Source organism: Haloarcula sp. KBTZ06 (assembly GCF_048595605.1).
GTDB lineage: Archaea > Halobacteriota > Halobacteria > Halobacteriales > Haloarculaceae > Haloarcula > Haloarcula hispanica.
The window spans coordinates 1,791,976-1,817,194 of record NZ_CP184337.1; the positions used below are offsets into that span (position 1 = coordinate 1,791,976).

Sequence of the window (25,219 nt, forward strand, 5' to 3'; positions counted from 1 at the left end):
GCCGGGCGTCGGTGAGGGGGTTCCCCCGAACACGTTCGGGAGTAGGTCCTGATGGATGCCGCCCGTTCGATTCAGTATGAGCCTTCTCTCCGGCCTCCGTGGCGGCTCAGACGTCGGGTTCGATAGCTACGGGACGTTCGTACCCGAACACAACCCGGACCCCGGCCCGTTCCTGTCTGAGACAGCAGTACTGACCGGCACCGACCACGCCGCGTTCCACCGACTCACGATGGATCTGTTCGACGAGCGCGGCGTGTACGACATGACTTTCGGGTACAACCTCGCACGGCTGAACCTCGACCATCGGCACCCGGACGCGGGCTTCCGCTACGGCCGTGAGACGGACGACAGGAGCGTGTTGCGAGCCGAGTTCACGCCGACGACCGAGTTCTGCCCCCAGAGCGACACGCTGACTGTCGGCGCGTTTCGCGCCTGGAACGGGCTGTCGGACCGCCACGAGTACGACCTTGTCCGCGTCCGCGTGAGCCCTGGCCACCACCAGAGTACGAGTATCAACGACAAACTCCAGCAACTCGAAACGCGGTACCGGAAAACCGGTGAACTCCGGACGGACGATGCGGACGAATCGTCCGACGAGAGCGTGCCGTTCTGACGGCTGAGTACATGGAAAACGTTATACGGTTTGCTGGGCGACATATCGTAAGCTGAGCCGACTGGGTGGGATATCGGTGGCTTGGTGGGATAGTGGAGGGTCCCTCCACGACAGAAAGCAACAACCTATCAAAAAACGATGGTATCGGAGTACTTACAGTGCGGCGTCGCGGCCCGCCGGAGGCGGAGCCGAGATGGATAGCGATATCTTTCGGGATGCGGACGGAACCTACAACAAGCGGCTTCTGGGACTGGTCCTTCTCGTTTTACTCGCCGTCGTCGGTGCTGGCGTTGGGACCCTCGGTCTCACCGACAACAGCGACGCGACTTCTGAGCCCGCCACCGAGATGACGCCAAGCCCGACGGAGTCGACACCGGACGGAACTGACGCCACTTCGACCGAAAGCGGCGGCAGTGCCTCCCCACCGCCGAGCGCGCTCCTGTCCGAAACTCCGACAGAGACTCCGGCTAACAACCAGTCGGACGGGACCACCGCGGGCAACGCGACGGCTGAATAGGCCGGCAGTAAAACGGCGGTTCCTCAGGAAAACAGCAGATTGAGGTTGAACCCGGTCACGGCGAGCCCCATCACTGTCAGAAGCACCGGCGGACCGTAGTAGAGCAACGGGTCTTCTTCGAGCACGCCGCCCCAGATGCTCACGCCGAGACAGCAGTATATCACGAGGAGTTTGAGGCCGAGGAAGCCGCCGCCGCCGAACGACTGGATCGCCCACCGGATCGCGGGATTCGCCTCGGTGAACGTCGGCACGAAATAGACGATGGCGATGGTGGTAACCACGTCCCCGACGCCGTAGGTCGCCAGCGCCACCGCCCATACGCTGGAGAAGGACCGACTGGAGAAGGAACTCCCTTCCAGCGTCAGCCAGTCACCGTCGGCAGCACCCATACTGCATTGGGGTATGGCCAGCGGTCATATATACTCCGAGTGCCAGTTATCTTATTTGAAACCCTGATCTCGATGTGACGCCTCCGGATATATTGAGCCCATAACCTCGTATAGCCACTCCAACAGCGCATATTACCCTCTTGATACCCATGACCGATTCTCAGTAGCCACTCGTATTCAGCTGTGAATCTCAGTTATTGGGAGTGGGTGTCGAGTCGTTGTACAGGCGCGCCTCGACGGTCGCCGGTCGCTGAGTTGCCGACGCGAGTTTCGCTGCGTTCCCGACCAGGTGTACGTTCGCGTACTGCCGGCGCGGGTGCATGGAAAGGGACTTATCTTGTGGGCGGCCACGACGAGGTAATGAGCCTGTCCGACGCGGACCACGAACTCGTGGTCGAGGAGATCGGTCGGGAGCCGACCCGGGCGGAGGCCGCTCTCTTCGAGAACCTCTGGAGCGAACACTGCGCGTATCGCTCCTCTCGCCCCCTGCTGTCGGCGTTCGACTCCGAGGGCGACCAGGTCGTCATCGGCCCCGGCGACGACGCGGCCGTCGTCTCCCTGCCGACCCACGGCGACGGCGAGGAGATGTACATCACGATGGGCGTCGAGTCCCACAACCACCCGTCCTACGTCGACCCGTTCGACGGGGCGGCGACGGGCGTGGGCGGGATCGTCCGCGACACGCTGTCGATGGGGGCCTACCCCATCGCGCTGGCCGACTGTCTGTACTTCGGCGACTTTGACCGGGAGCACTCCCGCTATCTCTTCGAGGGCGTCGTCGAGGGTATCTCCCACTACGGGAACTGCATCGGCGTTCCAACTGTCACCGGGAGCGTCGCCTTCCACGACGACTACGAGGGGAACCCGCTCGTGAACGTGTCCTGTATCGGCCTGCTGGAGCCCGAGCGGACCATCACCGCCGAGGCACAGGAGCCCGGCAACAAGCTCGTTCTCGTCGGCAACGCGACGGGGCGAGACGGGCTCGGCGGGGCGTCCTTCGCCAGCGAGGACCTCGCGGAGGACGCTGAAACGGAGGACCGACCGGCCGTGCAGGTCGGCGACCCGTACTCGGAGAAGCTACTCGTCGAGTGCAACGAGGCGCTGCTGGACGAGGAACTCGTCGAGTCGGCCCGCGACCTTGGGGCCGCTGGCCTCGGCGGCGCGTCGTCCGAACTGGTCGCCAAGGGCGGCCTCGGCGCGCGCATCGAACTGGACCGCGTCCACCAGCGCGAACCGAACATGAACGCCATGGAGATTCTCCTCGCAGAGAGCCAGGAGCGGATGGTGTACGAGGTCGCGCCGGAGAACGTCGACCGCGTGGCCGAACTCGCCGAGCGATACGACCTCGGCTGTTCGGTCATCGGCGAACTCACCGAGCCGGGCACGAACTACGTCTGTACGTTCGAGGGGAGCGAGACAACTGTCTCGGACAAGTCGAGCGGGCAGCGCCCGCGAGACAGCGAGACAGTCGTCGACGTGGACGCGGAGTTCCTCGGTGAGGGCGCGCCGATGAACGACCTGCCCAGCGACGCGCCGCCAAGACAGGAACGAGACCTGCCAACGGTCGCGCTGGAGGAAGCCTTCGAGGAGATCGTCAGCAGCCCGAACTGCGCCTCGAAGCGGTGGGTGTACCGCCAGTACGACCACGAGGTGCAGGTCCGCACGAGCGTCCTGCCCGGCGACGACGCCGCACTGCTCGCCATCCGTGAGGCCGGGACCGGACTGGCGTTCTCTGCTGGCGCGGACCCCAACTGGACCGACGCCGCGCCGTACGAAGGTGCACGCGCCGTCGCGCTGGAAAACGCCACGAACGTCGCCGCGAAGGGCGCGACACCCCATGCGGCTGTGGACTGTCTGAACGGCGGCAACCCCGAGAAACCGGACGTGTACGGCGGCTTCAAGGGTATCGTCGACGGCCTGGCGGATATGTGCAGTGACCTCGACGTGCCGGTCGTCGGCGGCAACGTCTCGCTGTACAACGATTCACAGGACGGGCCGATTCCGCCCACGCCGACGCTCGCGCTGGTCGGGGTCAAGGAAGGCTACGATGCCCCGCCGCTGTCGCTGTCCGGCGAGGGAACGCTCGTCGTCGTCGGGGACACCGCACTGGAGGGCAAAACCGACCCGCGTCTGGGCGGGTCCGAGTACACCGCGCAGTTCGGCGGCACCGACCGCTTCCCCGCCCTCCCGGCGGACTCGACGGACGTTGTCGAGACGATTGCCGAGGTCGCCGACGCCGACCACGTACTGGCGAGCCACGACGTGAGCCACGGCGGCCTCGCGGTAACGCTGGCCGAGATGGTCCACGAGGACGCCGGTGCGTCGGTCGGAATCGGGACCACCGAGCACGGTACCCCGGCTCGACTCCTGTTCAACGAGCGGCCCGGCCGGGTCGTGTTCGAGACGACCGACCCGGCGGCGGTCCGGGAGGCCTTCGACGGCGTCGCCCCAGTGACGGAACTGGGCGAGGCGAACGACTCGAACGGACTCGATATTACGGTCAACGACGAGACGCTGGCGTACAACGCTGCGGACATCGCCGACCTGCGGTCGGTCATCGACGACGAACTGGCCTGATTACCAGCGGACATCGAACCGCGCACCGCCCCTCTCGCTCTCCGAGACTGCGACCGACCAGCCGTGTGCTTCGGCGATGCTCTGAACGATCGACAGGCCAAATCCTGTCCCGTCCGAGTTCGTCGAGTAGCCGTGTTCGAACACTAGCTCACGGTCGTCCGGTGAAATGCCGGGGCCGTCGTCGGCGATGGAGAACCCGTTCTCATGTGTCCCGGGCGCGGACACGACGACGGTGCATTCCGCGCCCGCGTGCTCGATGGCGTTCCGGTAGAGATTCTCGAATAGCTGCTGGAGGCGCTCGGCGTCCGCCTCGATGGTCGCGTCGGTTTCGATAGTAAGCGTTGCGTCCCCGGTTTCGACCTGTTGCCACGCGTCGGCTGCGACGGCTTCGATGGAGACGCTCGTGGTCTCTCCGACGACCCGCCCCTGACGAGCGAGCGTCAGCGTGTCATCGAGGATGCGTGCCATCCGCTCGTGTGCTGCGGCGACCTCCTGTAACCCCTCCCGAACAGCCGCATCCTCGATGTCGCCGAGCAGAAGGTGGGTGCGGCCGGATGCGACGTTCAACGGGTTCCGAAGGTCGTGGCTGACGATACTGACAAACTCGTCAAGCCGCTCGTTCTGGTGTCTCAGCTGTTGTTCGCGGCGCTTGCGCTCGGTGATGTCGGTGTATATCCCGTACCCTTCCAGCTGGCTGCTGTCACGGGTGACGATGGTACTCCGGAACAGGTAGGTCCGTATCTCGCCTGATGCAGTCGTCCGCCTGACCTCTTGCTCCGACTGGCCGGTCTGTTCCCACCAGTCTGCCCTGATGACTTCGGAGTCGGCTCCGGGCGGCGCGAGGAGTGTCCGAAGCTCCGTTCCGACTGCATCCGTCTGGTCGTAGCCGAACGTGTCCGCGAACGCTTCGTTGATCGACTTGACGTACGGTTCTCGCTGCTCAAACTCGACGACGACAGCCGGGTTTGGGATGTTCCCCAGGAGCGCGTCAAACCGTTCCTGTGCCGCCAGCTGCACGCGGAGTTCACTCGCGACGAGTGCGACGTATCCCTCGTTGTTGTGCTGGATTATATCACAGATATCCTGTGCATCCGTGTCGTCTATCTCCGTGTCGCCACTGATACCCAGGTCAGCCATCGCGTCGTCGACGATAGCCGACGCCTTCTCGATGCCGACCGTTTCTGCGAACTTTGAGACGAGTCCTGTTCGATTCATCTGTTACTCCGGCAGTGCAAAGAGCACCGTTGTCGTGTTGTGAAAGCCACTGAGTTGTCCGGCCTGCATACACAGCTCTCCGTACGTCTCAAACCCAGCAACTGGGGCCGACAGGGTCGATGTGATACCATCGACAGTCGCCGAAAACGCGTCGTCGAAGAGAATCTGACGACACGCGCAGTCGTAGACGAACGCGCCAGCGATGGGACCGTCACACAGCGAGACAGCGTCGGCAGCAGCCTGTTCGGCGGACGCGATCTGGTCAGCTTTGTTGCCATGCATTACGCGGAGGACAGTTCCCTCCGGAATATCGACGGCAAACTGCAGTGCGCCAGTCTCTTCAATCGCAGTCCGGGGCCAGCGGATCTTGTAGGTTTCACCCTGGTCGATACCGAACAGGTATTCGACCATGAGCTTCCTGAGCGCCGCTGACCCGACTGGGACGTCGTCGACGGCTACCCCCGATGTCTCCACAGCGTGGTCTCGAACAGCGTCTTTCCATACCGCAAACGCTGGTTCACCGTCGAGTTCGTGAACCACGTTCCCGGAGACCTCGGTTACCTCCCACGGCTCTGAGATGGGGCTGTGGCCGTGATTGACGGTAATGATCGGACGCTTTTCGCCGGAGACGAGTACGATAACGACTGCGTCGTCGACAACCGACTCATCGCAAAACACTGGTGTCGACTCCATCCGGAGACCGTCAGACGCTGCCCCACCTGCGAATTCGACATAGGGGCCAAGCCGTCGCTGGACTGACAGCGACAACTGTTCACCGACGCCCGACAGCCCGTCGTGGAGGACGATCGCTGACTGGTAGGGTTCCTCGATATCTTCGGGAAGCGCTCGGACAGCATCTCTGACAGCCCCACGGGTGTTCTCGCTGAGACCGGCGGCAAGGGCCGTATCGAACCGGAACGAATCACTGGTAACGAGCGTGACGGCCACGCCGGCATCCATCGTTCGCTCTTCAGTGAACGTTCCGCCAGCCGTGCAGCCGACAACGGCTGTCTCGTCGTCGACGAGCGCATTCACGCCCGCCAGAACGGCTTCGGGGTCGAACCCAGAGCTGGCAAACACCTGACAGAAGTCCACCCGCTCGGCGTCCAGTCGGTCACGAGCAGCGCTGGTCGCCTCTCGGCCAGCGCGCGTCCCAGCGGTCGCCACTGACGTTCCCGTTGCGACCGCTGTACTCGCGCCTGACTGGGGCGACATTGTACAACAGTTATTCGCGCGGAAACCTATATACTCTCCCCAGAAGTATCAGAAATGATATTCCTGGCGGCCGACGTGGTCATACCGACCTGCTCAGGCCAGCGCCAGCGCGATACCGAACGTAAGCACCAGTCCGACCAGCAGGACGCCGAGCCCTGTCCCGACCTGCGACATGGTGAACGGGCTCTGTGGGGCCGTCGACCGAAGCGGCGGTTCTCGCGCGGGCAGTTCGACGTGTTCGGGGTCGTAATCCGGCCGGTCCTCCTCGTGGTGGTCGTCTGCCATAAGCGGTGGTTCTGGTGCGTCGTACGTGTAGCTGTCGGATTGTCACTGCGTGCTCGGCCAGACACTTGCACCAGTCGAAACGGTCAAACGGCGTTGCGTCGAACCCACAGGTATCGAATGACGCTCACGAAACGGATCATCCCCTGTATCGACGTCGACGTGGACGAGAACGGGGACGCGGCGGTGTACACGGGAGTCAACTTCGAGGACCTGGAGTACACTGGCGACCCGGTAGAGATGGCCAAGGCCTACAACGAGTCCGGCGCCGACGAGTTCGTCTTCCTGGACATCACCGCCTCCGCCGAGGGCCGCGAGACGATGCTCGATACAGTGTCGGCCGTGGCCGACGAGGTGTTCATCCCGCTGACCGTCGGCGGCGGCATCCGCACTCGTGACGACATCAAAGAGACGCTGCGGGCCGGTGCGGACAAGGTGTCGATCAACTCCGGCGCTATCGCCGAGCCCGACCTGATCAACGAGGGCGCGGCAGCCTTCGGGAGCCAGTGTATCGTCATCTCCGTCGACGCTCGCCGTCGCTTCGATTCGGAAGGTGAGCACTACACCGAGGTCAACGGCGAGTCCTGCTGGTTCGAATGCACCGTCAAGGGCGGCCGCGAAGGGACCGGACTGGACGTCGTCGAGTGGGCCACAGAGGCCGAAGAGCGCGGCGCCGGCGAATTGTTCGTCAACTCCATCGACGCCGACGGAACCAAGGACGGCTACGATATCCCGCTGATGCAGGCCGTCTGTGACACCGTCTCGACCCCGGTCATCGCCTCTTCGGGCTGTGGTAGCCCCGCTGATATGGAGGAAGTGTTCGTCGACGCCGGCGCGGACGCCGGACTGGCGGCCTCTATCTTCCACTTCGGCGAGTACTCCATCGAGGAGACGAAAGAGTATCTGGACAGCAAGGGGATTCCGGTCCGACTGTAACGCATCTCCGACTTAGGGTAGCAATATTAAATACCCACTCCTGTCATTATCTCTGTATGACGCAGTTCTTCTGTCGCCTCGGACGCCTCGGTTTTCCCCGCGTCCCGGCGTTCGATATCGGTTCTCGCTGTCAGCGGTCACGCCCACCCCAGTCCCTGGAAGCAGGCGTCAACGGGGTCGAACAGCCCCGATGAGTCAGCCTGTGACCGAGCGACCGTGGGGGAACGTCTCCCCGGAACCGCAGCACTGTGGCCTGGCATCGGGCAGGTTTTATTCGCCCAACACGGAGAATCAACAATGAAATGGCGGTGTGAATGGTGTGGCAAACCCCACGAGGAGGACGACCCGCCGTGTGACAACTGCGGGCACGGTTCCTTCGAGGAGGCCGTGACGCAGGTCAACGAAGCGGTCGTCGAGGGCGGGCCCAGGTGGGTCTGTCTGGACTGCGGTCGCCAGCACCAGAAGAACTCCCCGCCGTGCAAACGCTGTGGCGGGAGTAACTTCGAGCGGCGGACGGGGCCGCCGGAGGACGATCCGCTCGATGAGATACAGACCGGCTGGCTGGACGTGCTCGAAACGAAGTACGCGATCGGCTACGCCGCCGTGGCACTGCTGCTCGGCCTCATCGTGCTCGCTGCTGTGGGCGGTATCACGTTGCCGGGCTTTGCCGCCGAAACTCCCACCGGCCCACCGTCGATCGCGTCCCCTGCCGGCAGCGGCGACACCGTCGACTCGCTCTCGCTCGCCGAGGTCGAGGACACCTACGTCGACGTGTACAACGTCCGGCGGTCGGGCGTCGGCGGTGGAACGGTCTCGCGGAACGCGACCATCGACGACGCCGCGGCCTACTACAACAAGGGCCGCGTCGATGCGCGATACGACAACGCGGAGCGGCCCACGCGAGAGGGAGTATCCCGGTTCCCGCTCCCCTGTGACCGCCCAGTCGTGGTCAGCTACGAGGTGGCCTACGACCGGACGCCACAGTCACTCGACCAGTTCGAGAACGAGACAGCGCTGGCGACCGCGCTTGTCGACAGTTACATCGAGCGAGGTAACAGGCTTCGGACGTCGGACGCCGGACTGATCGGCCTCGATATCCACGTCGGTCCGGACGAACGCGTGTTCGTCACGTACGTACTCTGTTAGAACTACGCGGCGGCTTCGAACGCGTCAGTGAAGTTGTCCGCCTTCTCGATGACGGCGTCAGTCCCGTCTTCGAGAGCTTCGAGCGCGTCGACGCCATCCTCAGTTTTGATGGTCAGGACCGGGTCCGTCTGGCCACCGGACTGTTCCGGGTTCACGTCGTAGGTCGCCGCCGTGACGCCTTCTGTCTCCAGTAGCGCCCCCTTGATGACGTTCATGAACGTGTGGTCCTCACCGGCGATTTCGATAGAGAGTTCCGTGTCGGATTTGTCGATAACGCGAAGGTCCATACCCACTGTTTGGTCGCCTCCGACCCATCAACGCTTCGCTTCCCGCCCGTTGTCGGTGCGGTCACCAGGCCGAGTGGAGCTCACACGAGCGCGTAGATCATCAGGAGACCGAAGTAGATGAGCACAAGCGCGCCCAGCGCCTGGAGTCGGAACGTCGAAAGCGACTCCTCCTCGTCGTCGTGAGCCGCCCGGAAGGCCTCGATCTCCGCGTCGTCGAGTTCGTTGGGATGGGCCAGACCGCGGTGGAGCGCGAGCCATGACTCGCGGGCGAACGGCCGGCCGCAGTACGCACAGGTGTAGGCCGTGGCGTCGGCCGGGACGTCGTAGGCTGCTCCGTCATCGGTGCTTGTCGCTGCCGTATCAGCCGCCGTCTGGGTTGCTGTGTCAGTCATAGATGGGGGAGTGCCACCTCCGGCTGAGAGACGACCCAGAGGCTTGTCATCGTGTAGAACACCATGACCGCGATGAAGGGGTACTGCGACCGAATCGCCTGTAGTCGTGCGGGAAACAGGTCGTACGCGGCGGCGTGGGCCACCCAGATAGCGACCAGATGACCGACGATGACCGACGCGAGCGCAATCGCGCCGAACCAATCCGGTAGTTCGATGGTCGGCACTACTGCCGGGTCCGCGAACGGCGACGTGAGCGCGACGGCCAGCGAAGGTGCGAGTACGAGGAAGTACCCGAGGTAGTGCGCGAAGTGGTAGCCGACGGCGATAGCGACGAGCGGCGGCGCGAACCGCTGTGCGAGCACTGCCGGAGCCAGATACGTGTCCGACATATCACGGGAGAGCCGGACCGCGAGTCGATACACGCCGAGGAAGCCGGCGAAGCCGATCCCGAGCGCGACCGGATACAGGAAATGCGGCGGGACGCCGGCGTCGACGAGTGGTGTCGTCAGGTCCCGCCAGGCCGGCGTCGTGACCAGCCCGTCGTAGGTCGTGACCCACAGCAGGGCGACCACGAACGCCACCTCGTCGGGGCCGTCGACCAGCCGCGGCGTCGAGAGGTCCATTCCGGGGAGCCGAAGTCGGAGTCCCCCCTCGTCGCGGCCGATGGGCGCAAAGCGACCGTAGTAGCGGAACACCCGCTCCACCGGGTCGGCGTGAGCGAACCAGTCCTCGGGTCCGAACACGAGCGCGCCCGCGAGCGTCAGCACCGAGTAGCCGGCGACGACCGACGCGAGCAGTCGCGGCTGGTCGGCGAGCGGGCTGACGACTTCCAGCCACACCAGCACGAGCAGGCCGCCGACGGCGGGCCACGATCCGACGCGGGCCGGGTAGGGGCGGTCGAGCGTCGGGAGGAGGTCGGCGAGCGTCTTGAACGGATTGAGCGTCGCCCAGGCGTTGCCCAGGAGGTATGTCGTCATCGCCAGCCCGGCCCACCAGCCGACCCAGACGAGCAGTATCGCGAGGTTCGTCCGGGCGTTCGTCGGTCCGAGGAAGCCGACGACGAACACCGCGGCGAGTCCGGCGAGCCCGAGGAGTTGGCCGGCGAGCTTTAGGACACGCTCGTAGTCGCCCGACAGCGGCCGCCCCCAGTCGTGGATGCGCTCGACGAACGCCCGGTCGGTGACGAACGAGGCCAGCAGGAACGACGCGCCGACGGCCGCACCACCGGTACTCAGGAAGAGCCACGTCGGTATCGTCAGCGATTCGCGCCCGCCGCCGGCGAGACTGCCGCCGTGTGCGCTCGCTGTTCCCGTCGCGGCCAGCCAGCCCAGCCCACACACCACCAGCGCGACCGTACGACGCCTCCCAGATGTCATCGTCGGCAGTTGGGCCTTCGCCCCCGTGTAGCTTCCGGGACGCCGGCGGGCCATTCAGAGACGGAACCGGACCAATCCGCAGTGAATTGGATGGGCTTTTAGTATTCCGTTCGCAAGGGCCCTAGTATGAGTGTCTCCGATGAACACGCGGACGACGGGCACGGGGAGCACCACCTCCCGGCGACGGAGGACTGGCCCCACGGGTTCGGCGAGGCCAGCTGGTGGCCCTTTGTGACGGCGATCGGTGGTTCGGGCATCTACGTCAGCGCCGCCCTGCTCGTGCTTTCGATGGGCGAGAACGCACTTGTTAGCCAGACGGTCGGGGCGGGCGCGATGGCCGGGAGCGTCGGGCTCTTCCTCGTCGGCATCTACGGCTGGCTGTATCACGCCTTCGTCTCCGACTTCTGGGAACGCGGGACGGACTACCACTCGGACAAGACGCTGAAGTTCGCCATGCTCCTGTTCCTCGGGAGCGAAATCGCCACCTTCGGCGCTGGCTTCGTGTACTACTTCATCGTGCGTGGCGGCGAAGTCTGGGCGCAGGCGGCAGTGCCAGAGGTGTTCGGCTCGCTGGTGATCGTCAACACGCTGATTCTGATCGCCAGCTCGGTGACGCTTCACTACAGCCACATCGCGCTCCGGAACGGAAACCGAAGCCGGTTCCTGAAGCTGCTGGGCACGACGCTGCTGCTGGGCATCGTCTTCATCGGCGGGCAGGTGTACGAGTACTACGAGTTCATCGTGCACAAGGGCTTCAGCATCGGTGGCGGCATCTACGGCTCCGCCTTCTACGGTCTGACGGGACTCCACGGCCTCCACGTCACGATGGGGGCCGTGCTTCTGGGTATCGTCTTCGTCCGCGCGTACTACGGTCAGTACTCGGCTGAACGGCACACCTCCGTCTCGACAGCGTCGATGTACTGGCACTTCGTCGACATCGTCTGGATCTTCCTCGTCGTCGTGCTCTACATGGGCGCGAACCTGGTGTAGATCGCCGACGAGTTTTAGACGGCCGACACTCGTTTCACACGCATGGACCGGCTAGACGTCAGCGGGAGCTTCGACGTCCACGAGTACCGACACGGACTCAAGCTGCTGAAAGACGACCGCGGGACGATGACGCTGTCGAACCGGAAGGGGTTCGCCTGTCCGGCCTGTGGCAACGAGTTCGAGACGCTCTTTATCAGCGAAAAGCGGACGAACACTTTCGGAGACCCCGGGTCCCCCTTCTGTCTGGTTCGGACTGACGACCAGCTACTGGTCCTCACACATTGAGCCGAATCGGCCCCGGTAACAAGGCTTATCCCATCTGACCCGATTCGGTGAGGTATGAATCGGATTGTCCCTGCGATCGGTCTCGCTGCCCTCGTCGTCCTCTCCGGCTGTGTGACGGCGACGGTCGACTCGACAGTGGCCGGAGACGGCACAGTTTCGGAGTACGACCTGACTCTCGACATGTCCCCGTCGGTGTACGACGGCCTCCAGAGCCAGGCCCAGCAAGAGGGCTATGACTCGGTTGAAGGATATCTCCTGGCCGACGTGAACACCAGTCGGATGGCGAATCACACGTACGAACAAGAGCTTGAGGGTGAGAACGTCACGCTCTCGATGACGTTCACGGACTGGAACCCCGGCCCGGAAAGCGACGTGTCGGTCAACGCTAGCGGGGGCAACGTCACGTACGAAGACCGGACGTTCGTCACTGCGAACGAGGATACCGACGTGGCCTTCGGCGATGGCGTCGCAGTCGAGTACCAGCTGACGATGCCCGCCGACGTCTCGTCCTCGAACGCTGATATCGTTCGGAACGAGACCGCTGTCTGGGAGTACGAGGCTGACGAACCGGTCGAGGAACCGATCCGCGCGACCAGCCCCGCACCGTCGTCGGCCTTCGGCCCCGGAATGGGGATTCCCGTCGCCGTCGTGGCGCTGCTCGGGGCCGCACTGCTGGCCAGTCGGGACTGAGACTGTCGGCTGTACCTCCCTGAAGATACTCGCTACCTCGGGGTAGCAATATTCTCCACGAGATGACAGCCGGAAGTCTGTGTAGCTGAGGGCGTCACCACACGCATCGTTCCTTGCATCCGGATTCGGAGTCTACAGACGCTGGCCGGGTGGCTGATACTCTTCTCAGACAGTGGGATGGGCGATACCGTCAATATATCTGATATTTTATAACGGGCGTTTAATGTCGTTTCGCCCGGATACAGAACGATGCGCGCAGCCAGACTCCACGAGTACACGCACGACATGTCGAACGGGCTTTCGATAGACGAGGTGGACGCACCACAGGTCGCGTCGGGGGACGACGTCATCGTCGAGGTCGAAGGGGCCGGCTGGTGCCAGACTGACAATCACATCATCGAGGGGATGTGGGACCAGTACGTCCCGCAGGACCTCCCGATGACGCTGGGCCACGAGAACGCCGGGACAGTCGTCGAGACCGGCGACGACGTCGATATCGTCTCGGAAGGCGACCAGGTCATCTGTCATCCGGTCCAGACCTGTGGCACCTGCCGACCGTGCCGGCAAGGTGAGACGATGTACTGCGAGAACGACGCGTTCAACGGCCTGACGACCGACGGCGGCTTCGCCGACCAGCTACTGACCAGCGACCGGTCGGTCATCCCGCTGCCCGGGGGCGTCGACCCGGCCGACATCGCCCCGCACGCCGACGCCGGTATCACGGCCTACCATGCGGCGAAGAAAGCCGTCGACGGACTCAACCCGGGCGACACTGCGGTCGTCATCGGTATCGGCGGGCTCGGACACATCGGTCTCCAGTGTCTCGACGCGATGTGTGCCGCCGACCTCGTCGCCGTCGACATCAAGCAGTCCGCCCGCGACCTCGCTGACGACCTCGGCGCACACTACACCATCGACCCCGAAAGCGAAGACGTCGCCAGCGAGGTCGAGGCCATCAGCGACGGCGTCGGCGCGGCGCAGGTGCTCGATTTCGTCGGGGCCGACGAGACGACGGCGCTCGCGCCCGATATCTGTGCCGCCGGCGGCGACCACCACATCATCGGCTACGGCGGCCACATCCACGAACCCGCACAGGCGCTCGTCAACGGCGAGTTCGCCTATCAGGGCAACATCGTCGGCCAGTACACCGAGCTGCAGGAACTGGTCGCGCTTGTCGAGCGCGGCGCGGTCGACCTGCACACGACCCAGTACGACCTGGGCGAGGTAAACACCGTCGCACAGATGCTCGAAGACCGAGAGATCGACGGTCGGGCAGTCATCACGCCCTGAATGGCCTGTGTTGCGGTGTCGTATCGCCGGACAGGGCACCCTTCTTTCGGCTCACCGACCGTCGGCGCGAGTCTGTTCCGCGTCCTCGGCCAGGTCGTGATAGCACCTGAGAAACGCGTCCCGGCTCACGGTCCCGGCACCGGCCGCTTCGAGTCGGTCTTCCAGCCCGCTCCGGTCGACGTGCCAGCACTCCTTGTAGCAGGGCTTGCACAGGTACTCGAAGGACTTGCCGTCGCGGTTCCAGCGGTCCCCGTACTTGTCGTATTCCCGGGCATCCGACCGGGCGACCGTTTCACCGCAGGCGATGCAACAGACGTCTTCGTCGGTGGCGCGATGCCAGGCGTTTCTGAAATCCATCAGACCCACACTCCGTCTAACTGTCCGCAAGTGTGTCTGTCGTGCCGCTCTCGCCCGTACACCGCAGTACCCGCCGGTAATCCGTACTGTGTGCCCATCGTTTACGGCTAGAAGTACCGTCCAGCAGCCCGTCGCCATATCGCATCACTGATGAGGGTCGTTTTTATGCGGCTCACGGAGCACCGTCGGGATAGCGACGCAACACCTACGGCTGCCGACAAGTCGTCTTCGGTAGAGAACGCGGCTAACTCGCAGAACGGCATTCGAAAAGGGAAGCCGGTGGAGGGATTTGAACCCTCGGCCTAATCCTTACGAAGGATTCGCTCTGCCAGTCTGAGCTACACCGGCGCCGTACTCGCGTACATCAGTTGTTGGACGCATAACCGCAATAAGGATTGCGAATCGGGACCACCGAGAGAGACGTTCTCACTCCGCTCGGGACCCGACGACGGTGACCGGGTCGTCCGCCTCGAGCAGGACCTGCTGGGAGACGCTCCCGAACACGGCCTTGCCGGTCGGCGACCGCTTTCTGGACCCCATGACGATCTGGTCGACGTCGAACTCCTCGGCCAGATCGATGATGCCGTCCGCAGGCGGCTGCTGACCCTCAGCCAGCTGGACATCGACGTCGTGGTCTTCGAGGTAGTCACGCACGAGGCGCACTGTCGAGATCCGCTCGACGTTGCGTATCTCCTCGGGCGCTTCCGCCTCTTCCTTGGTCAGTGCGTGCGTGATCACGGCCTCGACGTCGGTCTCAGCAGCCGGTAGCTCCGCGACGAAGGCGGCCTGGCCGCGGGCGCGGTCCTCATCGGCGTCGACGGGGACGAGTATCGTGTACATATTTTACCCTCCTAGATACAAGCGTCCGACTTCCTCGTCGTTAAGCAGTTCGGTCCCCGTGCCGGTGAACTTGATTTCCCCGCTCGCGAGCACGAAGCCGCGGTCGGCGATAGAGAGGCCCTTTTCAGCGTTCTGTTCGACGAGCAGGATGGTCGTTCCGAGGTCGTTGAGTTGCTCGATGCGCTCGAATACGTCGTCGATGAACCGCGGCTCGAGTCCGATAGACGGCTCGTCGAGCATCATCACGTCCGGTTCGACCATCAGCGCGCGGGCCAATTCCAGCAGGCGACGCTGGCCGCCCGAGAGAGTACCGGCTGACTGGCTCCGGAGGTCGGCGAGCACTGGGAACTCCTCGTACAGTTCCTCGGCGCGGGCAGCGGCGCGGTCGTCGTCGTTGAACACGTAGCCGCCCATCAGCATGTTCTCGTGGACACTCATCCCCGGAAAGACGCTGGCGTCCTGCAGGACGTAGCTCATCCCGTTGGCGAGGTTCTGCTGGGGCGACCGGCCGGTGATCTCCTGGCCGCGGAACGACACCGTCCCGGACTGGACGTCCGCGAACCCGTAGATGCTCTTCATGAGGGTGGACTTCCCGGAGCCGTTCGGACCGATAAGGCAGGCGACCTGTTCGTCCTCGACAGCGATGCTCACGTCGTGCAACACGGTGGTGTTGCCGTAGCCGGCCGTGACGTTTTCCATCCGGAGCACCGGGTCCTCGGTCGGGTCGCTCGTTGCGTCTGGTGTTGATGCCATACTCACTCCCTCCCGAGGTACGCGTCGAGTACGCGCTGGTCGTTCTGAATCTCTTCGGGCGTCCCGTTGGCGATGCGCTCGCCGTGGGCCAGGACGTAGATGCGGTCGGCGATGTCCATGACGAAGTCCATGTTGTGTTCGATGAGGAAGATGGTCGACTCCTGCTCCTCGTTGGCACTGCGGATGTAGTCGATGAGATTGCCCAGCATGGAGGGGTTGATGCCGCCTGCCGGTTCGTCCATCAGCAGGATTTCGGGCTCCGACATCAGCTCCATGGCGAACTCCAGTAGCTTCTGTTGGCCGAAGCTCATCCGTCCGGCGCGGGTCTCCGATAGCCCCCCGAGGTCAACGTAGTCAAGCAGTTCGTCCGTCCGGGAGAGCAGCGAGCTATCCGGGCGGCGCAGGAGACTACCGACGTTCGCGCCGCCCTCCTGGGCCGCAAGCAGCAGGTTCTCGCGGACGGTCATGTCGCCGAAGATCCGGGTTTCCTGGAACATGCGCCCCAGGCCGGCCCGCGCGATCTTGTGCTCGGGCCAGTCCGTCACGTCCTCGCCCTGGAGGTAGACCCGGCCCTCGTCGGGCGTCAGCGTCCCGGTGATACAGTTGAACAGCGTGGACTTGCCGGCACCGTTCGGCCCGATGAGGCCGACGATTTCGCCGCTGTGTATCTCGATATCCACGTCGTCGACGGCGGTCAGGCCGCCGAAGCGCTTCGTGACGCCGTCGGTCCGCAACACCGCACGGTCGCTGTCCGTGACAGCTGTCGAACCGCTGTCCGCTTTACTCATCGGCGTTCACCTCCTGGTCGTCAGTGTCCGTGGCGGCCATGCCGCCGTGCTTGTAGTAGTCCATCTGGCTGGCGTATTCGCTGAGCGTTCCGACGACCCCCTTGGGGAAGCCAATGACCGTGACGATGACGGCTCCACCAAGCAGGACCAGCTGCCACCCGACGGCGTACGTCTCCACGAGTTCGATGATGGTGTGGAGGCCGAACGCACCGATGACGGGGCCAGCGACGGTGCCGGACCCGCCAAGCAGCGCCATCGCGATGAGTTCCACGTTCCACGCGCCGTTGTAGGCCGTCTGGGGGTCGATGAACGTGTTGAACAGGCTGTACGCCGCACCGGCAAAGCCCGTGAACAGGCCGGCCAGCATCCACGCGGCCGTCTTGTAGTACGTGGTGTTGAACCCCATCGCTGTGGCCTTCTCCTCGTCGTCCCGGATGGCGTTCAGGACGAAGCCAAAGCGCGTCCCGGAGAGGTAGTAGACGAGCGCCATCTCGACCACGAGGACGCCCAGGAACAGGTAGTAGAAGGTCTCGGCCGAGGGCGTCTCCAGCAGTATCTTCCCGCTGGCGCCACCGGTGATGTCGAGGATGCGAGAGACCTGCTGGGCGACCAGCAGGACGCCCAGCGTCGCGATGGCGAAGTAGTGGCCGCGGAGTCGGAGCACGACGATGCCGATGATGGCTGCGAAGGTGACGGCGAGCAAGCCGGCCAGCAGGAACGCGACCGGGAACGCGACAGCGAAGTCTTTCGTCAGGATAGCCGTCGCGTACGCCCCGATACCGAAGAAGGCCATGTTTCCGAAACTGGGATAGCCGGTCTGTCCGCCGACGATGTCCCAGGACAGCGCCAGGATGGCGAACAGGAACATCTCGGACAGCACTGTCATGAAGTAGCCGCCCTCCAGTCCGAGCACGGGGAACGAAGCCGCAATCAGCGTCCCAAGACCGAGGAGCGCCCAGCCGTAGTCGTCACAGGTCCCGAGGAACCGATCGACCTGTTCCGGCGGGAGGATCGACCGCAGGACGCCGCTCGAATCCTCGTCGGTCGTGCTCATTGTTCAGCCCCCTGGCCGAACAGACCCCTCGGTTTGAGGATGAGCAAGACGATGAGCAGCGAGAAGCTCACAGCGAGCGTCCACTGAGAGGAAATAAAGCCTGCGACCAGTTCCTCGACCGACCCGAGCAACAGGCCCCCGATGAGTGCGCCGGGGATGCTCCCGACGCCGCCAAACACCACGATGATGAAGCTCTTGAGCGTGTAGATGAGCCCCATCTGTGGCTGGATGTTCAGGATGACAGCGATGAACGCGCCGATACCGCCGGCAATAGCCGATGAGACGCCGAAGGTCACCGCGCGGGTGTGTTCGACGTCGATGCCGACCAGCGCCGCGGCCTCGGGGTTCTGCGAGACGGCCCGTATCGCTCGTCCGGTCCGCGTTTTCTGGAGGAACACGTACATGAGCGCGGTGAGAACGAGCGCGCCCGCGAAGGCGACGAGTTTCATCTTGGGGACGACGATGCCAGCGAGGTTCACCGACGGGTCCGCGAAGCTGACCTGAATCGACCGTGGGTTCGCCGACCACGCCTGTATCGCCAGTTGCTGGATGGCGATGCTCGCGCCGAAGGTCACCAATAGCGTGAGGAAGATGTCGGTCCCGATGACCCGCGACACCAGCGTCCGCTGGAGCGCGTACCCGATGCCGAACAGTACGGCGATGGCGACCGGGATGGTCGCTAGGAACAGGAGCGGCGACCCCTCCGCGTTCCCGGTGACCAGGGTTAGCATCCAGTAGGAGGTGTATCCACCGAGCATCACCATCTCGCCGTGGGCGAGGTTGATGATGTCGACGACGCCCCAGATGAGCGCGAATCCGACCGCCACGCCTGCAAACAGTGCCCCGACCAGCAGGCCGTTGACGACGAATTGGGTGGCAGCCATCGCTCTCAGCGCTCGCTCCAGTCAGGCATCGGGTACACCGGATCGGACTGCGCCACGTTGTCCGGGTACACTATCTGGAGGTCGGACTCGGGCTGCCACTGGTAGACCAGCATGTTCTTGTCGATTACGCCGCTGTCGTCGAAGGCGACGGTGCCGTACACCGTCGAGAACTCGGCCTGTCGAATGTGGTCCCGGACCGCCGTCGGGTTGAGTTCGTCGACGTTCTGGAAGGCGTTCATGTACGTGAGGATGACGGCTTCACCGGCCGCACTGTGGTAGTCCGGCGTGTAGTCGTAGTTCTCCTCGATGGCCGAGACAAAGTCCCCGGTCTTGCCATACACCGGGTCGTCGAAATCGGCGTTGACTGCCCACGAGGACGGCCCGTACATATAGTCGCCGTTCGCGCCGGCCTCGTCTTTGAACGATTCGTTGAGGCTTCCGACGGTCCCCATCGCCGCGTCGACGTTGACATCCTGGCTCTCCATCTGGTTGGCCAGGATGATGTTGTGCTTCTGGTGGGCACACAGCAGGAGGATGTCGGCCTCGCTGTCCCGAACCTTTCCGAGGTTGGTCGAGAGGTCCGACGTGTCCGAGGGGAACGTCTGGTCGACAACCAGTTCCAAATCCGTGTTGCTGATTTTGTTACGTGCGCCCTCCGCGGTCGACTGGCTGAACGTGCCGTCTTCCGCGAGGATCGCGATGGACTCCGGCGTCGAGTCCTGTGCGAGGCACATGTCGATGTAGCTCTTGGCGTACTTGTTCGCCGTCGGCAGGAGGCCGAAGATCCACTCGTTGCCCTGTGCGAATATCTCCGGGCTCGCACCGCCACCCTCGACCATCGGCTTCTGGTTCTGTGCGGCCACGGCGCTGGCGGGCAGGGTCACCGTACTGGAGTACGGTCCGAGCAGGTAGTCGATGCCCTCGCGGTCGATGAGTTCCTGGTAGATAGACTTCGACTGGGAGGCGTCTGTCCCGTCGTCACGGAGAATCATCTCCAGTTCGTAGGTGTTGCCGTCCCCGGCCTCAACCCCGCCGGACTCATTAATGCGCTGGATGGTCAGCTCGTAGGCGTCTTTATACAGCTGGCCGAGGTCGGCGTTGTCCCCAGTGAGACTCATCGAACCGCCGAGCTTGATGACGTTCATCCCGCCATCGCTATCCCCGGTGGACCCGCCGTCACTACCGTCACCGCCACCACCGCCATCGCCCCCGTCACTACTACCGTCGCCACCGTCACCGGAACAGCCAGCGAGGCCGGTCAGTCCGAGGACACCTGTACTTCCTGCCACCTTCAGAAACGCGCGTCGGTCTTGTTTTCCAGTCATAGGTCGGTTTACGCCCGTGTATCAATGATACACGGCCTGTACGTTCCGTTGTGACATACCCTATTAAATGTTAAGGATAGTGTGGCGAGGTAGGACGTATACGTAGAAGTACGTCCTCAAGAACAATCGACACCGCAGACCGGCCTACCAGAGTACGCGGGGCCAGAGGACCGCGAAGGAAACGAGGACGAGTGCCGTCAACACGAGCGTCATCAGGACGTTCAGTACGACGCCGGCCCGAATCATGTCCCGTTGCTCCAGGTGGCCGCTACCGAAGACGATAGCGTTCGGCGGGGTGGCGACGGGGAGCGCGAACGCGAAACTCGCCGCGACAGCCCCGGTAACGGTCAGCGTGACGGCTGCCTGTACCGGTTCGACGCCGAGTGTTCCAGCGAGCACACTTCCGAGGCCGATGAGGACCGGGGCGAGTATCGTCGTCGTCGCCGTGTTCGAGGACAGTTCCGTCACCAGCACGGTGAAGACGACGACGGCGAGCACGACGAGGACCAGCGGCGCGCCGACCAGCGTGTCGAAGACAGTGCGTGCGAGCCACGTCGTCGCCTCGGTTTCGGCCAGCGCGTCCGCCAGCGAGATGCCGCCGCCGAACAGGATGATGGTACCCCAATCGATGTCGACCAGGTTCTCCCAGTCGTCAGCCCCCGAGAGGACGAGTGCCGGGATAGCGAGCAGTCCGACCACCACGAGGTACAGGACGCCGCGGTGGCCCGTCAGACCGAACACTGTCTCGCCCGTGCCGCCGAACAGCGTCACGAACACCGGTCCAGGGAGGAGTCCCTCGAACAGGAACCCGAGCCCGCCGAGAATCCACAGGCCCGCCGTAGCCGCAAAAATATACGCCGCGCGCCGGCCGCTTTCGGACAGTGGCCCCTCCTCTTCGAGGTACGTGTTCGCCTGCGCTTTTGCCCCACTCACGTCCTCGACCTCCGGGGGGTACAGCCAGAACGTCAGGACGTACCACGTCAGCGGGAGGGTCAACACGACGATGGGGAGCCCGACGGCCAGCCACTGTACGAACGATATCTCGACGCCGATGAGCCTGTCGAGAAACGCCACGGCGACGACGTTTGGCGGCGTACCGATGAGGGTGCCAACCCCGCCGACGCTCGCCGCGTAGGCCGTGCCGAGCAAGGTCGCGATTCGCATGTTCGACGCCTCGCCGTCGGGGACATCTCGGCCGACGACCTCAGCAAGCACACCCAGTGCGACGGGCGTCATCATCGCCGTCGTCGCCGTGTTCGACACCCACATCGAGAGAAACGCCGTCGCGACCATGATTGCCAGGATGAGCAGCCGCGGCGACCGCCCCATCCAGCCAATGAGGTGCAGGGCGATCCGGCGGTCGATGTTGTGGGTCTGGAGTGCCTTCGCGAGCATGAACCCCGCCACGAACAGGTAGATGAGCGGGTCGGCAAAGCCCGATAGCGCGGCCTCCATCTCGGTGTAGATACCGAACACTGTCAGCAACACCGGTATCAGCAGCGCCGTTACCGGGAGCGGCAGGGCGTCCGTGACCCAGAGAATCGCCGCAAACGCCATGGTCGCCAGCGCGTACTGGGCGGCGATGTCGAGTCCGGGTGGCGTCGGGGCTGCGGCTATCGCGGCCGTCGAGGCGAGCGCGACGAGGATCGCCCCTGCCGTTCGCCGCGGTCGCGTTCGGCCCGACCAGGTCATGGCCGACCCCGCTGGCCAGCCGCCGCGTCTCGGCGTCCGTGGAATATCCGTTCAGTCATGGTTAGAAGTTCGAAACCAGTACGCGCACCTGTTCGTTGGTCAGTTCCGAACGGTACAGTTCGAACAACACTTCGAGTCGTTGCTCCGAGAGACTCCGGTTGTTGTTCTCCAGCATCGAGATGTGAGCCTGCATGATGTCGTCGATTTCCACTTCGACCTCCCGCTGGCCGAACCCCGCCGCAACGCGGAGGAGACGCCACGCTGTCGGCGAGATGTCGTGGATGTCGATGTTGTCATCCTCGCTCACCTCCATCTGCTACTATTCCCCACCATCAGACGAATGAACATAACTGTTCGTTTCAGCGCGTCAGTCGAACGTCGAGCACGACGTTGTGTTCCTTCGGGGCATACGACCGGACGGTGTGGCGCGTTTCGACCGTCACGTCGTAGGCCGGCTCCGCAGCCGCCCGAATCGCTCGCTCGCCGGGCCCGAACAGGTCGTCCTCGTGCTGGATATCGTAGTAGTGAAAGACACAGTCGTCAGCCGCCAGGCGGACGGCGGTCTCCAGAAACTCGTCGGCGCTATGGGGCAGATTCATCACGACGCGGTCGGCCCAGTCCTCGTACTCTCCGGCGACCTCTCGTACGTCGCCACAGATGCCCGTCACGCGGTCGGCGACGCCGTTGCGCTGTGCGTTCGCCCGGAGGTACTCGATTGCCGTCTCGTTGATGTCTGTTCCGACGCAGGTCGCGCCGCGTTTGGCGAACGGAATCGCGAACGGGCCGACGCCCGCGAACATGTCGAAGGCCTGCTCGCCCTCGCTGACCTGTTCGGTGACACGATGGCGCTCTGTCGCCAGCCGTGGCGAGAAGTACACCTCGGCGAGGTCGAGGTCGAACGTGCAGCCGTACTCTCGGTGGGTGACTTCCGTCCCCTCACCAGCGAGTACGTCCCAGTCCCGGACCCGCTGTTCGCCTTTGATCTTCGACGCGCGGTTCAACACCGCTCGCACGGGCAGGTCTGAATCCATAATCGCGTCGGCAATCGCCCGCGCCCGGTCGGCGTCGTCCTCGTCGACAATCGCGACGTCGCCGATGCGCTCGTAGCTCGGGTCGAAGTCGAGTCCGTCGGCCGGCATCGTCTGGCCTTCGCGGACCGGCGGGTCTGCCTCCACGACGGTGAGGTCCGACGGCACCGCTGTGGGATCAGTGACGGGGACGTACAGTTGTCCGTCGACGACCGTGATGTCGTAGCCGTCGTCGACGAGGTTTGCCTCGGCGAGGCGCTGGCGCGTCTCTTCGCCGGCCTCGCGGGAAACGCGAACGCAGGGAACGCCCATACTCACACTCTCCGACCGCGGGCGGTAAGCCTGACGCTTCGCGCCCTTTATGCCCGACGGCGACCCACTCCGGATATGCTCACATTCGTCGGGCTGGGCCTCTACGACGAGCGCTCGGTCACAGTCGCCGGCCGCGACGCCATCCGAGACGCCGACCGGGTGTTCGCGGAGTTCTACACGAGTCGGCTGGTTGGTACCGACCTCGAAACGCTAGAGGACGTACTGGAGACGAGTATCGAAGTCAGGGACCGCGCCGGCATCGAGCAGGACCCCGAACCGATTCTCGAAGCCGCCGAGAGCGAAGATGTCGTCTTCTGTACTGCCGGGGATACGATGGTCTCGACGACACACACCGACCTCCGGCTCCGCGCTGCTGACCGCGGTATCGAAACCCGAATCGTCCACGGAACGACAGCCCAGACGGCCGCCGGCTCACTGACTGGCTTACAGAACTACCGCTTCGGGAAGGCCACGACGCTCCCGTTCGAGGACGCCCACGGCGGTGACGGCGTCCCGGATAGCGTCGTCGCCACCATCGAGGACAACCGGGAGCGGGACCTGCACACGCTAGTCTATCTCGACATCAAGGTCGACGACCCCCACTGGGACGAGAGTGACGACACGTACATGACTGCCAGCAAGGCCGCCGCCATGCTATCCGAGCCGTTCCCCGACACGCTCGGCGTCGTCGTGGCCAGAGCCGGTAGCCCGGACCCGCTGGTGGCCGCCGATACGCTCGACGCTCTCGCCGCACAGTCATTCGGCGAGCCGCTACATCTGCTCGTCATTCCCGGTTCGCTCCACCCGCTCGAAGCTGACGCACTGGAATCGATTGCTGGAGCAGAATTAGAATAACGGCCGTTCCTCCCGACGCAGTTCAGTCGTCACCAGGCGTTGCAGGACCCGACTCCGACTGGTTCTTTTCGAACGCCGTTCCGAGGTCGTACTCCGTGCCAGTCACCAGGAAGAGGAGGTCCTCGACGATGACCGTGAGTTCCGGTAGCTCCCGCATCAGCACCCACGTCAGCCCGACGAGAACGATGACGGAGCCGAACTGCGCCAGAATCCGGTCGACGATGTAGTAGGACACCAGCTGTGCGTCGCTGAGGCCGAACAGCGCCATGACCGTTCCCGGGAAGAACTGCGCCTTCTGCAGGCCAAAAGCCAGCGCGATTCCGAGGTTCCGAATCAGATTCAGTACGTAGATGATGCTGACAGCCGCGACCAGCACGCGGAGCTTCCGCCGCCACGGCGCCTTGACCGCCAGTATTCCGCCGGCGAAGATAGATATACTCCCGATACCCGTACAGGCCAGAATGATGGTGTACGTTATCGGCCGCTCGTTCCCGCCGAACCAGAACGTGTTTTCGTAGGGGTACTGCTTCGAGGCGATATCGATGCCGTTGTGCGAGAGCCCGTCGACTACCACCGGGTCGTAGCCCAGGACGGTCATGAGGAAGGAGACCTGCCCGGTGACGATCTCGATGATGGTCTGGCGGAGCGGCCCGATGGTGAGAAACGGTACGTAGATGACGCCCATGAGGCCGATTGCCCGGGTCAACACCAGCAGCGACTCGCGGCCGTTCCAGAGCAGATAGCCGGTGTACAGCGACAGGGGGACGGCGATGACGCTCCCCAAGCCCTCGACGACGCTCTTCTGTATCAGAATGAAATGCGGGGCCAAGACGAGCCAGTATGCTGCGAACAAAGCCCAGCCGACTGTTCCGACGGGACGGGCCAGTCGCTCGTCGTACTGGGCGACAGCCACGCTTCCCAGAAACGCCGCGAGAACGAGCCACATCAGCGGTTCCGAGACTGTGACCGGGTCGAACGACAGTCCAGCGATGTCGACGCCTGCCTGCAGGACTGTCTCACTCATTGCTCGTACGTTGGCCAAACCGGCGTATATGTTTTGTCGTTGCGCTACTGTGCGGTGTCGTCGTCAGACCGACCTATCGACAGTGCCGCCGCTACCCACGTAGCGCG

General features: G+C 64.0%; 28 protein-coding genes and 1 tRNA gene. 10 read left to right on the forward strand and 19 right to left on the reverse strand.

What is annotated here, in order from left to right; translation table 11 throughout:
- The first annotated feature begins 76 nt into the window (after positions 1-76).
- The gene (locus tag ACNO8S_RS09325) at positions 77-613 is read left to right on the forward strand and encodes a hypothetical protein (protein WP_008313170.1); all 537 of its coding nucleotides are present in this window, start codon (positions 77-79) and stop codon (positions 611-613) included.
- A gap of 193 nt (positions 614-806) precedes the next feature.
- On the forward strand, positions 807-1,130 hold the full coding sequence (locus ACNO8S_RS09330; protein WP_008313168.1) for a hypothetical protein: 324 nt from the start codon (positions 807-809) through the stop codon (positions 1,128-1,130).
- Between the two features lie 23 nt (positions 1,131-1,153).
- Here ACNO8S_RS09330 and ACNO8S_RS09335 read toward each other — a convergent pair whose 3' ends face one another.
- Positions 1,154-1,519 (reverse strand): hypothetical protein, encoded by a 366-nt coding sequence (locus ACNO8S_RS09335; protein WP_420181820.1) that lies wholly within the window; start codon positions 1,517-1,519, stop codon positions 1,154-1,156.
- A gap of 360 nt (positions 1,520-1,879) precedes the next feature.
- On the opposite strand from ACNO8S_RS09335, the gene purL reads away from it, so the two are divergent.
- Positions 1,880-4,096 carry a phosphoribosylformylglycinamidine synthase subunit PurL gene (gene purL / locus ACNO8S_RS09340; protein ID WP_420181821.1) on the forward strand — a complete coding sequence of 739 codons (2,217 nt, stop codon included), beginning with the start codon at positions 1,880-1,882 and terminating at the stop codon, positions 4,094-4,096.
- On the opposite strand, the gene ACNO8S_RS09345 is transcribed toward purL, so the two are convergent.
- From ACNO8S_RS09345 to ACNO8S_RS09355, 3 genes are all read right to left on the reverse strand, one after another.
- Positions 4,097-5,311 (reverse strand): two-component system sensor histidine kinase NtrB, encoded by a 1,215-nt coding sequence (locus tag ACNO8S_RS09345; RefSeq protein ID WP_420181822.1) that lies wholly within the window; start codon positions 5,309-5,311, stop codon positions 4,097-4,099.
- A 3-nt stretch (positions 5,312-5,314) separates the two neighbouring features.
- Complete coding sequence (locus tag ACNO8S_RS09350; protein WP_064287582.1) at positions 5,315-6,526, reverse strand: FIST signal transduction protein; 1,212 nt, start codon at positions 6,524-6,526, stop codon at positions 5,315-5,317.
- 93 nt (positions 6,527-6,619) lie between these two features.
- Positions 6,620-6,811 (reverse strand): DUF7550 family protein, encoded by a 192-nt coding sequence (locus ACNO8S_RS09355; protein WP_004591771.1) that lies wholly within the window; start codon positions 6,809-6,811, stop codon positions 6,620-6,622.
- A gap of 117 nt (positions 6,812-6,928) precedes the next feature.
- Here ACNO8S_RS09355 and hisF point away from each other — a divergent pair, with 117 nt between their 5' ends.
- Both hisF and ACNO8S_RS09365 read left to right on the forward strand, forming a co-directional pair.
- Positions 6,929-7,744 carry an imidazole glycerol phosphate synthase subunit HisF gene (hisF, locus tag ACNO8S_RS09360; protein ID WP_129755313.1) on the forward strand — a complete coding sequence of 272 codons (816 nt, stop codon included), beginning with the start codon at positions 6,929-6,931 and terminating at the stop codon, positions 7,742-7,744.
- A 297-nt stretch (positions 7,745-8,041) separates the two neighbouring features.
- Positions 8,042-8,890, forward strand: coding sequence for a hypothetical protein (locus tag ACNO8S_RS09365; RefSeq protein WP_050036738.1), 849 nt, complete (start codon positions 8,042-8,044; stop codon positions 8,888-8,890).
- Positions 8,891-8,892: 2 nt separating this feature from the next.
- Here the strand turns inward: ACNO8S_RS09365 and ACNO8S_RS09370 are convergent, their stop codons facing one another.
- The 3 genes from ACNO8S_RS09370 to ACNO8S_RS09380 all read right to left on the reverse strand — a co-directional run bounded on the left by ACNO8S_RS09370 (position 8,893) and on the right by ACNO8S_RS09380 (position 10,912).
- Complete coding sequence (locus ACNO8S_RS09370; RefSeq protein ID WP_050036739.1) at positions 8,893-9,177, reverse strand: DNA-directed RNA polymerase subunit L; 285 nt, start codon at positions 9,175-9,177, stop codon at positions 8,893-8,895.
- Positions 9,178-9,257: 80 nt separating this feature from the next.
- The gene (locus ACNO8S_RS09375; RefSeq protein WP_129755314.1) at positions 9,258-9,569 is read right to left on the reverse strand and encodes a DUF7410 domain-containing protein; all 312 of its coding nucleotides are present in this window, start codon (positions 9,567-9,569) and stop codon (positions 9,258-9,260) included.
- Positions 9,566-10,912 carry a hypothetical protein gene (locus ACNO8S_RS09380; RefSeq protein WP_146417197.1) on the reverse strand — a complete coding sequence of 449 codons (1,347 nt, stop codon included), beginning with the start codon at positions 10,910-10,912 and terminating at the stop codon, positions 9,566-9,568. The genes ACNO8S_RS09375 and ACNO8S_RS09380 overlap by 4 nt, the downstream gene beginning before the upstream one ends.
- Positions 10,913-11,071: 159 nt before the next feature.
- On the opposite strand from ACNO8S_RS09380, the gene ACNO8S_RS09385 reads away from it, so the two are divergent.
- The 4 genes from ACNO8S_RS09385 to ACNO8S_RS09400 all read left to right on the forward strand — a co-directional run bounded on the left by ACNO8S_RS09385 (position 11,072) and on the right by ACNO8S_RS09400 (position 14,200).
- The gene (locus ACNO8S_RS09385) at positions 11,072-11,935 is read left to right on the forward strand and encodes a cytochrome c oxidase subunit 3 (protein ID WP_014040736.1); all 864 of its coding nucleotides are present in this window, start codon (positions 11,072-11,074) and stop codon (positions 11,933-11,935) included.
- A gap of 42 nt (positions 11,936-11,977) precedes the next feature.
- A complete protein-coding gene (locus tag ACNO8S_RS09390) occupies positions 11,978-12,220 on the forward strand; it encodes a DUF7385 family protein (protein ID WP_004957007.1) in 243 nt (80 codons plus the stop codon).
- 54 nt (positions 12,221-12,274) lie between these two features.
- Entirely contained in the window at positions 12,275-12,910 is a 636-nt protein-coding gene (locus ACNO8S_RS09395) for a PGF-CTERM sorting domain-containing protein (protein WP_050036742.1), read from the forward strand.
- Between the two features lie 249 nt (positions 12,911-13,159).
- On the forward strand, positions 13,160-14,200 hold the full coding sequence (locus ACNO8S_RS09400; RefSeq protein ID WP_420181823.1) for an NAD(P)-dependent alcohol dehydrogenase: 1,041 nt from the start codon (positions 13,160-13,162) through the stop codon (positions 14,198-14,200).
- Between the two features lie 51 nt (positions 14,201-14,251).
- Here ACNO8S_RS09400 and ACNO8S_RS09405 read toward each other — a convergent pair whose 3' ends face one another.
- The 11 genes from ACNO8S_RS09405 to ACNO8S_RS09455 all read right to left on the reverse strand — a co-directional run bounded on the left by ACNO8S_RS09405 (position 14,252) and on the right by ACNO8S_RS09455 (position 23,233).
- Positions 14,252-14,557: a DUF7562 family protein gene (locus ACNO8S_RS09405; protein WP_014040740.1), complete on the reverse strand. Its 306-nt coding sequence runs from the start codon at positions 14,555-14,557 to the stop codon at positions 14,252-14,254.
- A gap of 274 nt (positions 14,558-14,831) precedes the next feature.
- Positions 14,832-14,905, reverse strand: a tRNA-Thr gene (locus ACNO8S_RS09410).
- Positions 14,906-14,983: 78 nt separating this feature from the next.
- Positions 14,984-15,397 carry a universal stress protein gene (locus tag ACNO8S_RS09415; protein WP_014040741.1) on the reverse strand — a complete coding sequence of 138 codons (414 nt, stop codon included), beginning with the start codon at positions 15,395-15,397 and terminating at the stop codon, positions 14,984-14,986.
- A gap of 3 nt (positions 15,398-15,400) precedes the next feature.
- On the reverse strand, positions 15,401-16,150 hold the full coding sequence (locus tag ACNO8S_RS09420) for an ABC transporter ATP-binding protein (RefSeq protein WP_014040742.1): 750 nt from the start codon (positions 16,148-16,150) through the stop codon (positions 15,401-15,403).
- Between the two features lie 2 nt (positions 16,151-16,152).
- Complete coding sequence (locus ACNO8S_RS09425; RefSeq protein WP_420181824.1) at positions 16,153-16,938, reverse strand: ABC transporter ATP-binding protein; 786 nt, start codon at positions 16,936-16,938, stop codon at positions 16,153-16,155.
- On the reverse strand, positions 16,931-17,992 hold the full coding sequence (locus ACNO8S_RS09430; RefSeq protein ID WP_014040744.1) for a branched-chain amino acid ABC transporter permease: 1,062 nt from the start codon (positions 17,990-17,992) through the stop codon (positions 16,931-16,933). The genes ACNO8S_RS09425 and ACNO8S_RS09430 overlap by 8 nt, the downstream gene beginning before the upstream one ends.
- Entirely contained in the window at positions 17,989-18,876 is an 888-nt protein-coding gene (locus ACNO8S_RS09435; RefSeq protein WP_014040745.1) for a branched-chain amino acid ABC transporter permease, read from the reverse strand. Before ACNO8S_RS09435 ends, ACNO8S_RS09430 begins: the two co-directional genes overlap by 4 nt.
- 5 nt (positions 18,877-18,881) lie before the next feature.
- Entirely contained in the window at positions 18,882-20,201 is a 1,320-nt protein-coding gene (locus ACNO8S_RS09440; protein WP_014040746.1) for an amino acid ABC transporter substrate-binding protein, read from the reverse strand.
- 144 nt (positions 20,202-20,345) lie between these two features.
- Positions 20,346-21,893 carry an SLC13 family permease gene (locus tag ACNO8S_RS09445; RefSeq protein ID WP_064287588.1) on the reverse strand — a complete coding sequence of 516 codons (1,548 nt, stop codon included), beginning with the start codon at positions 21,891-21,893 and terminating at the stop codon, positions 20,346-20,348.
- Between the two features lie 61 nt (positions 21,894-21,954).
- A complete protein-coding gene (locus tag ACNO8S_RS09450) occupies positions 21,955-22,206 on the reverse strand; it encodes a hypothetical protein (RefSeq protein ID WP_014040748.1) in 252 nt (83 codons plus the stop codon).
- A gap of 46 nt (positions 22,207-22,252) precedes the next feature.
- Positions 22,253-23,233 carry a class I SAM-dependent methyltransferase gene (locus tag ACNO8S_RS09455; RefSeq protein ID WP_151103543.1) on the reverse strand — a complete coding sequence of 327 codons (981 nt, stop codon included), beginning with the start codon at positions 23,231-23,233 and terminating at the stop codon, positions 22,253-22,255.
- Between the two features lie 75 nt (positions 23,234-23,308).
- Between ACNO8S_RS09455 and dph5 the strand changes: the two genes are divergently transcribed.
- Positions 23,309-24,088 (forward strand): diphthine synthase, encoded by a 780-nt coding sequence (dph5, locus tag ACNO8S_RS09460; RefSeq protein ID WP_014040750.1) that lies wholly within the window; start codon positions 23,309-23,311, stop codon positions 24,086-24,088.
- A 22-nt stretch (positions 24,089-24,110) separates the two neighbouring features.
- Here dph5 and artA read toward each other — a convergent pair whose 3' ends face one another.
- The gene (artA, locus tag ACNO8S_RS09465; protein WP_014040751.1) at positions 24,111-25,112 is read right to left on the reverse strand and encodes an archaeosortase A; all 1,002 of its coding nucleotides are present in this window, start codon (positions 25,110-25,112) and stop codon (positions 24,111-24,113) included.
- Positions 25,113-25,219 lie beyond the last annotated feature (107 nt).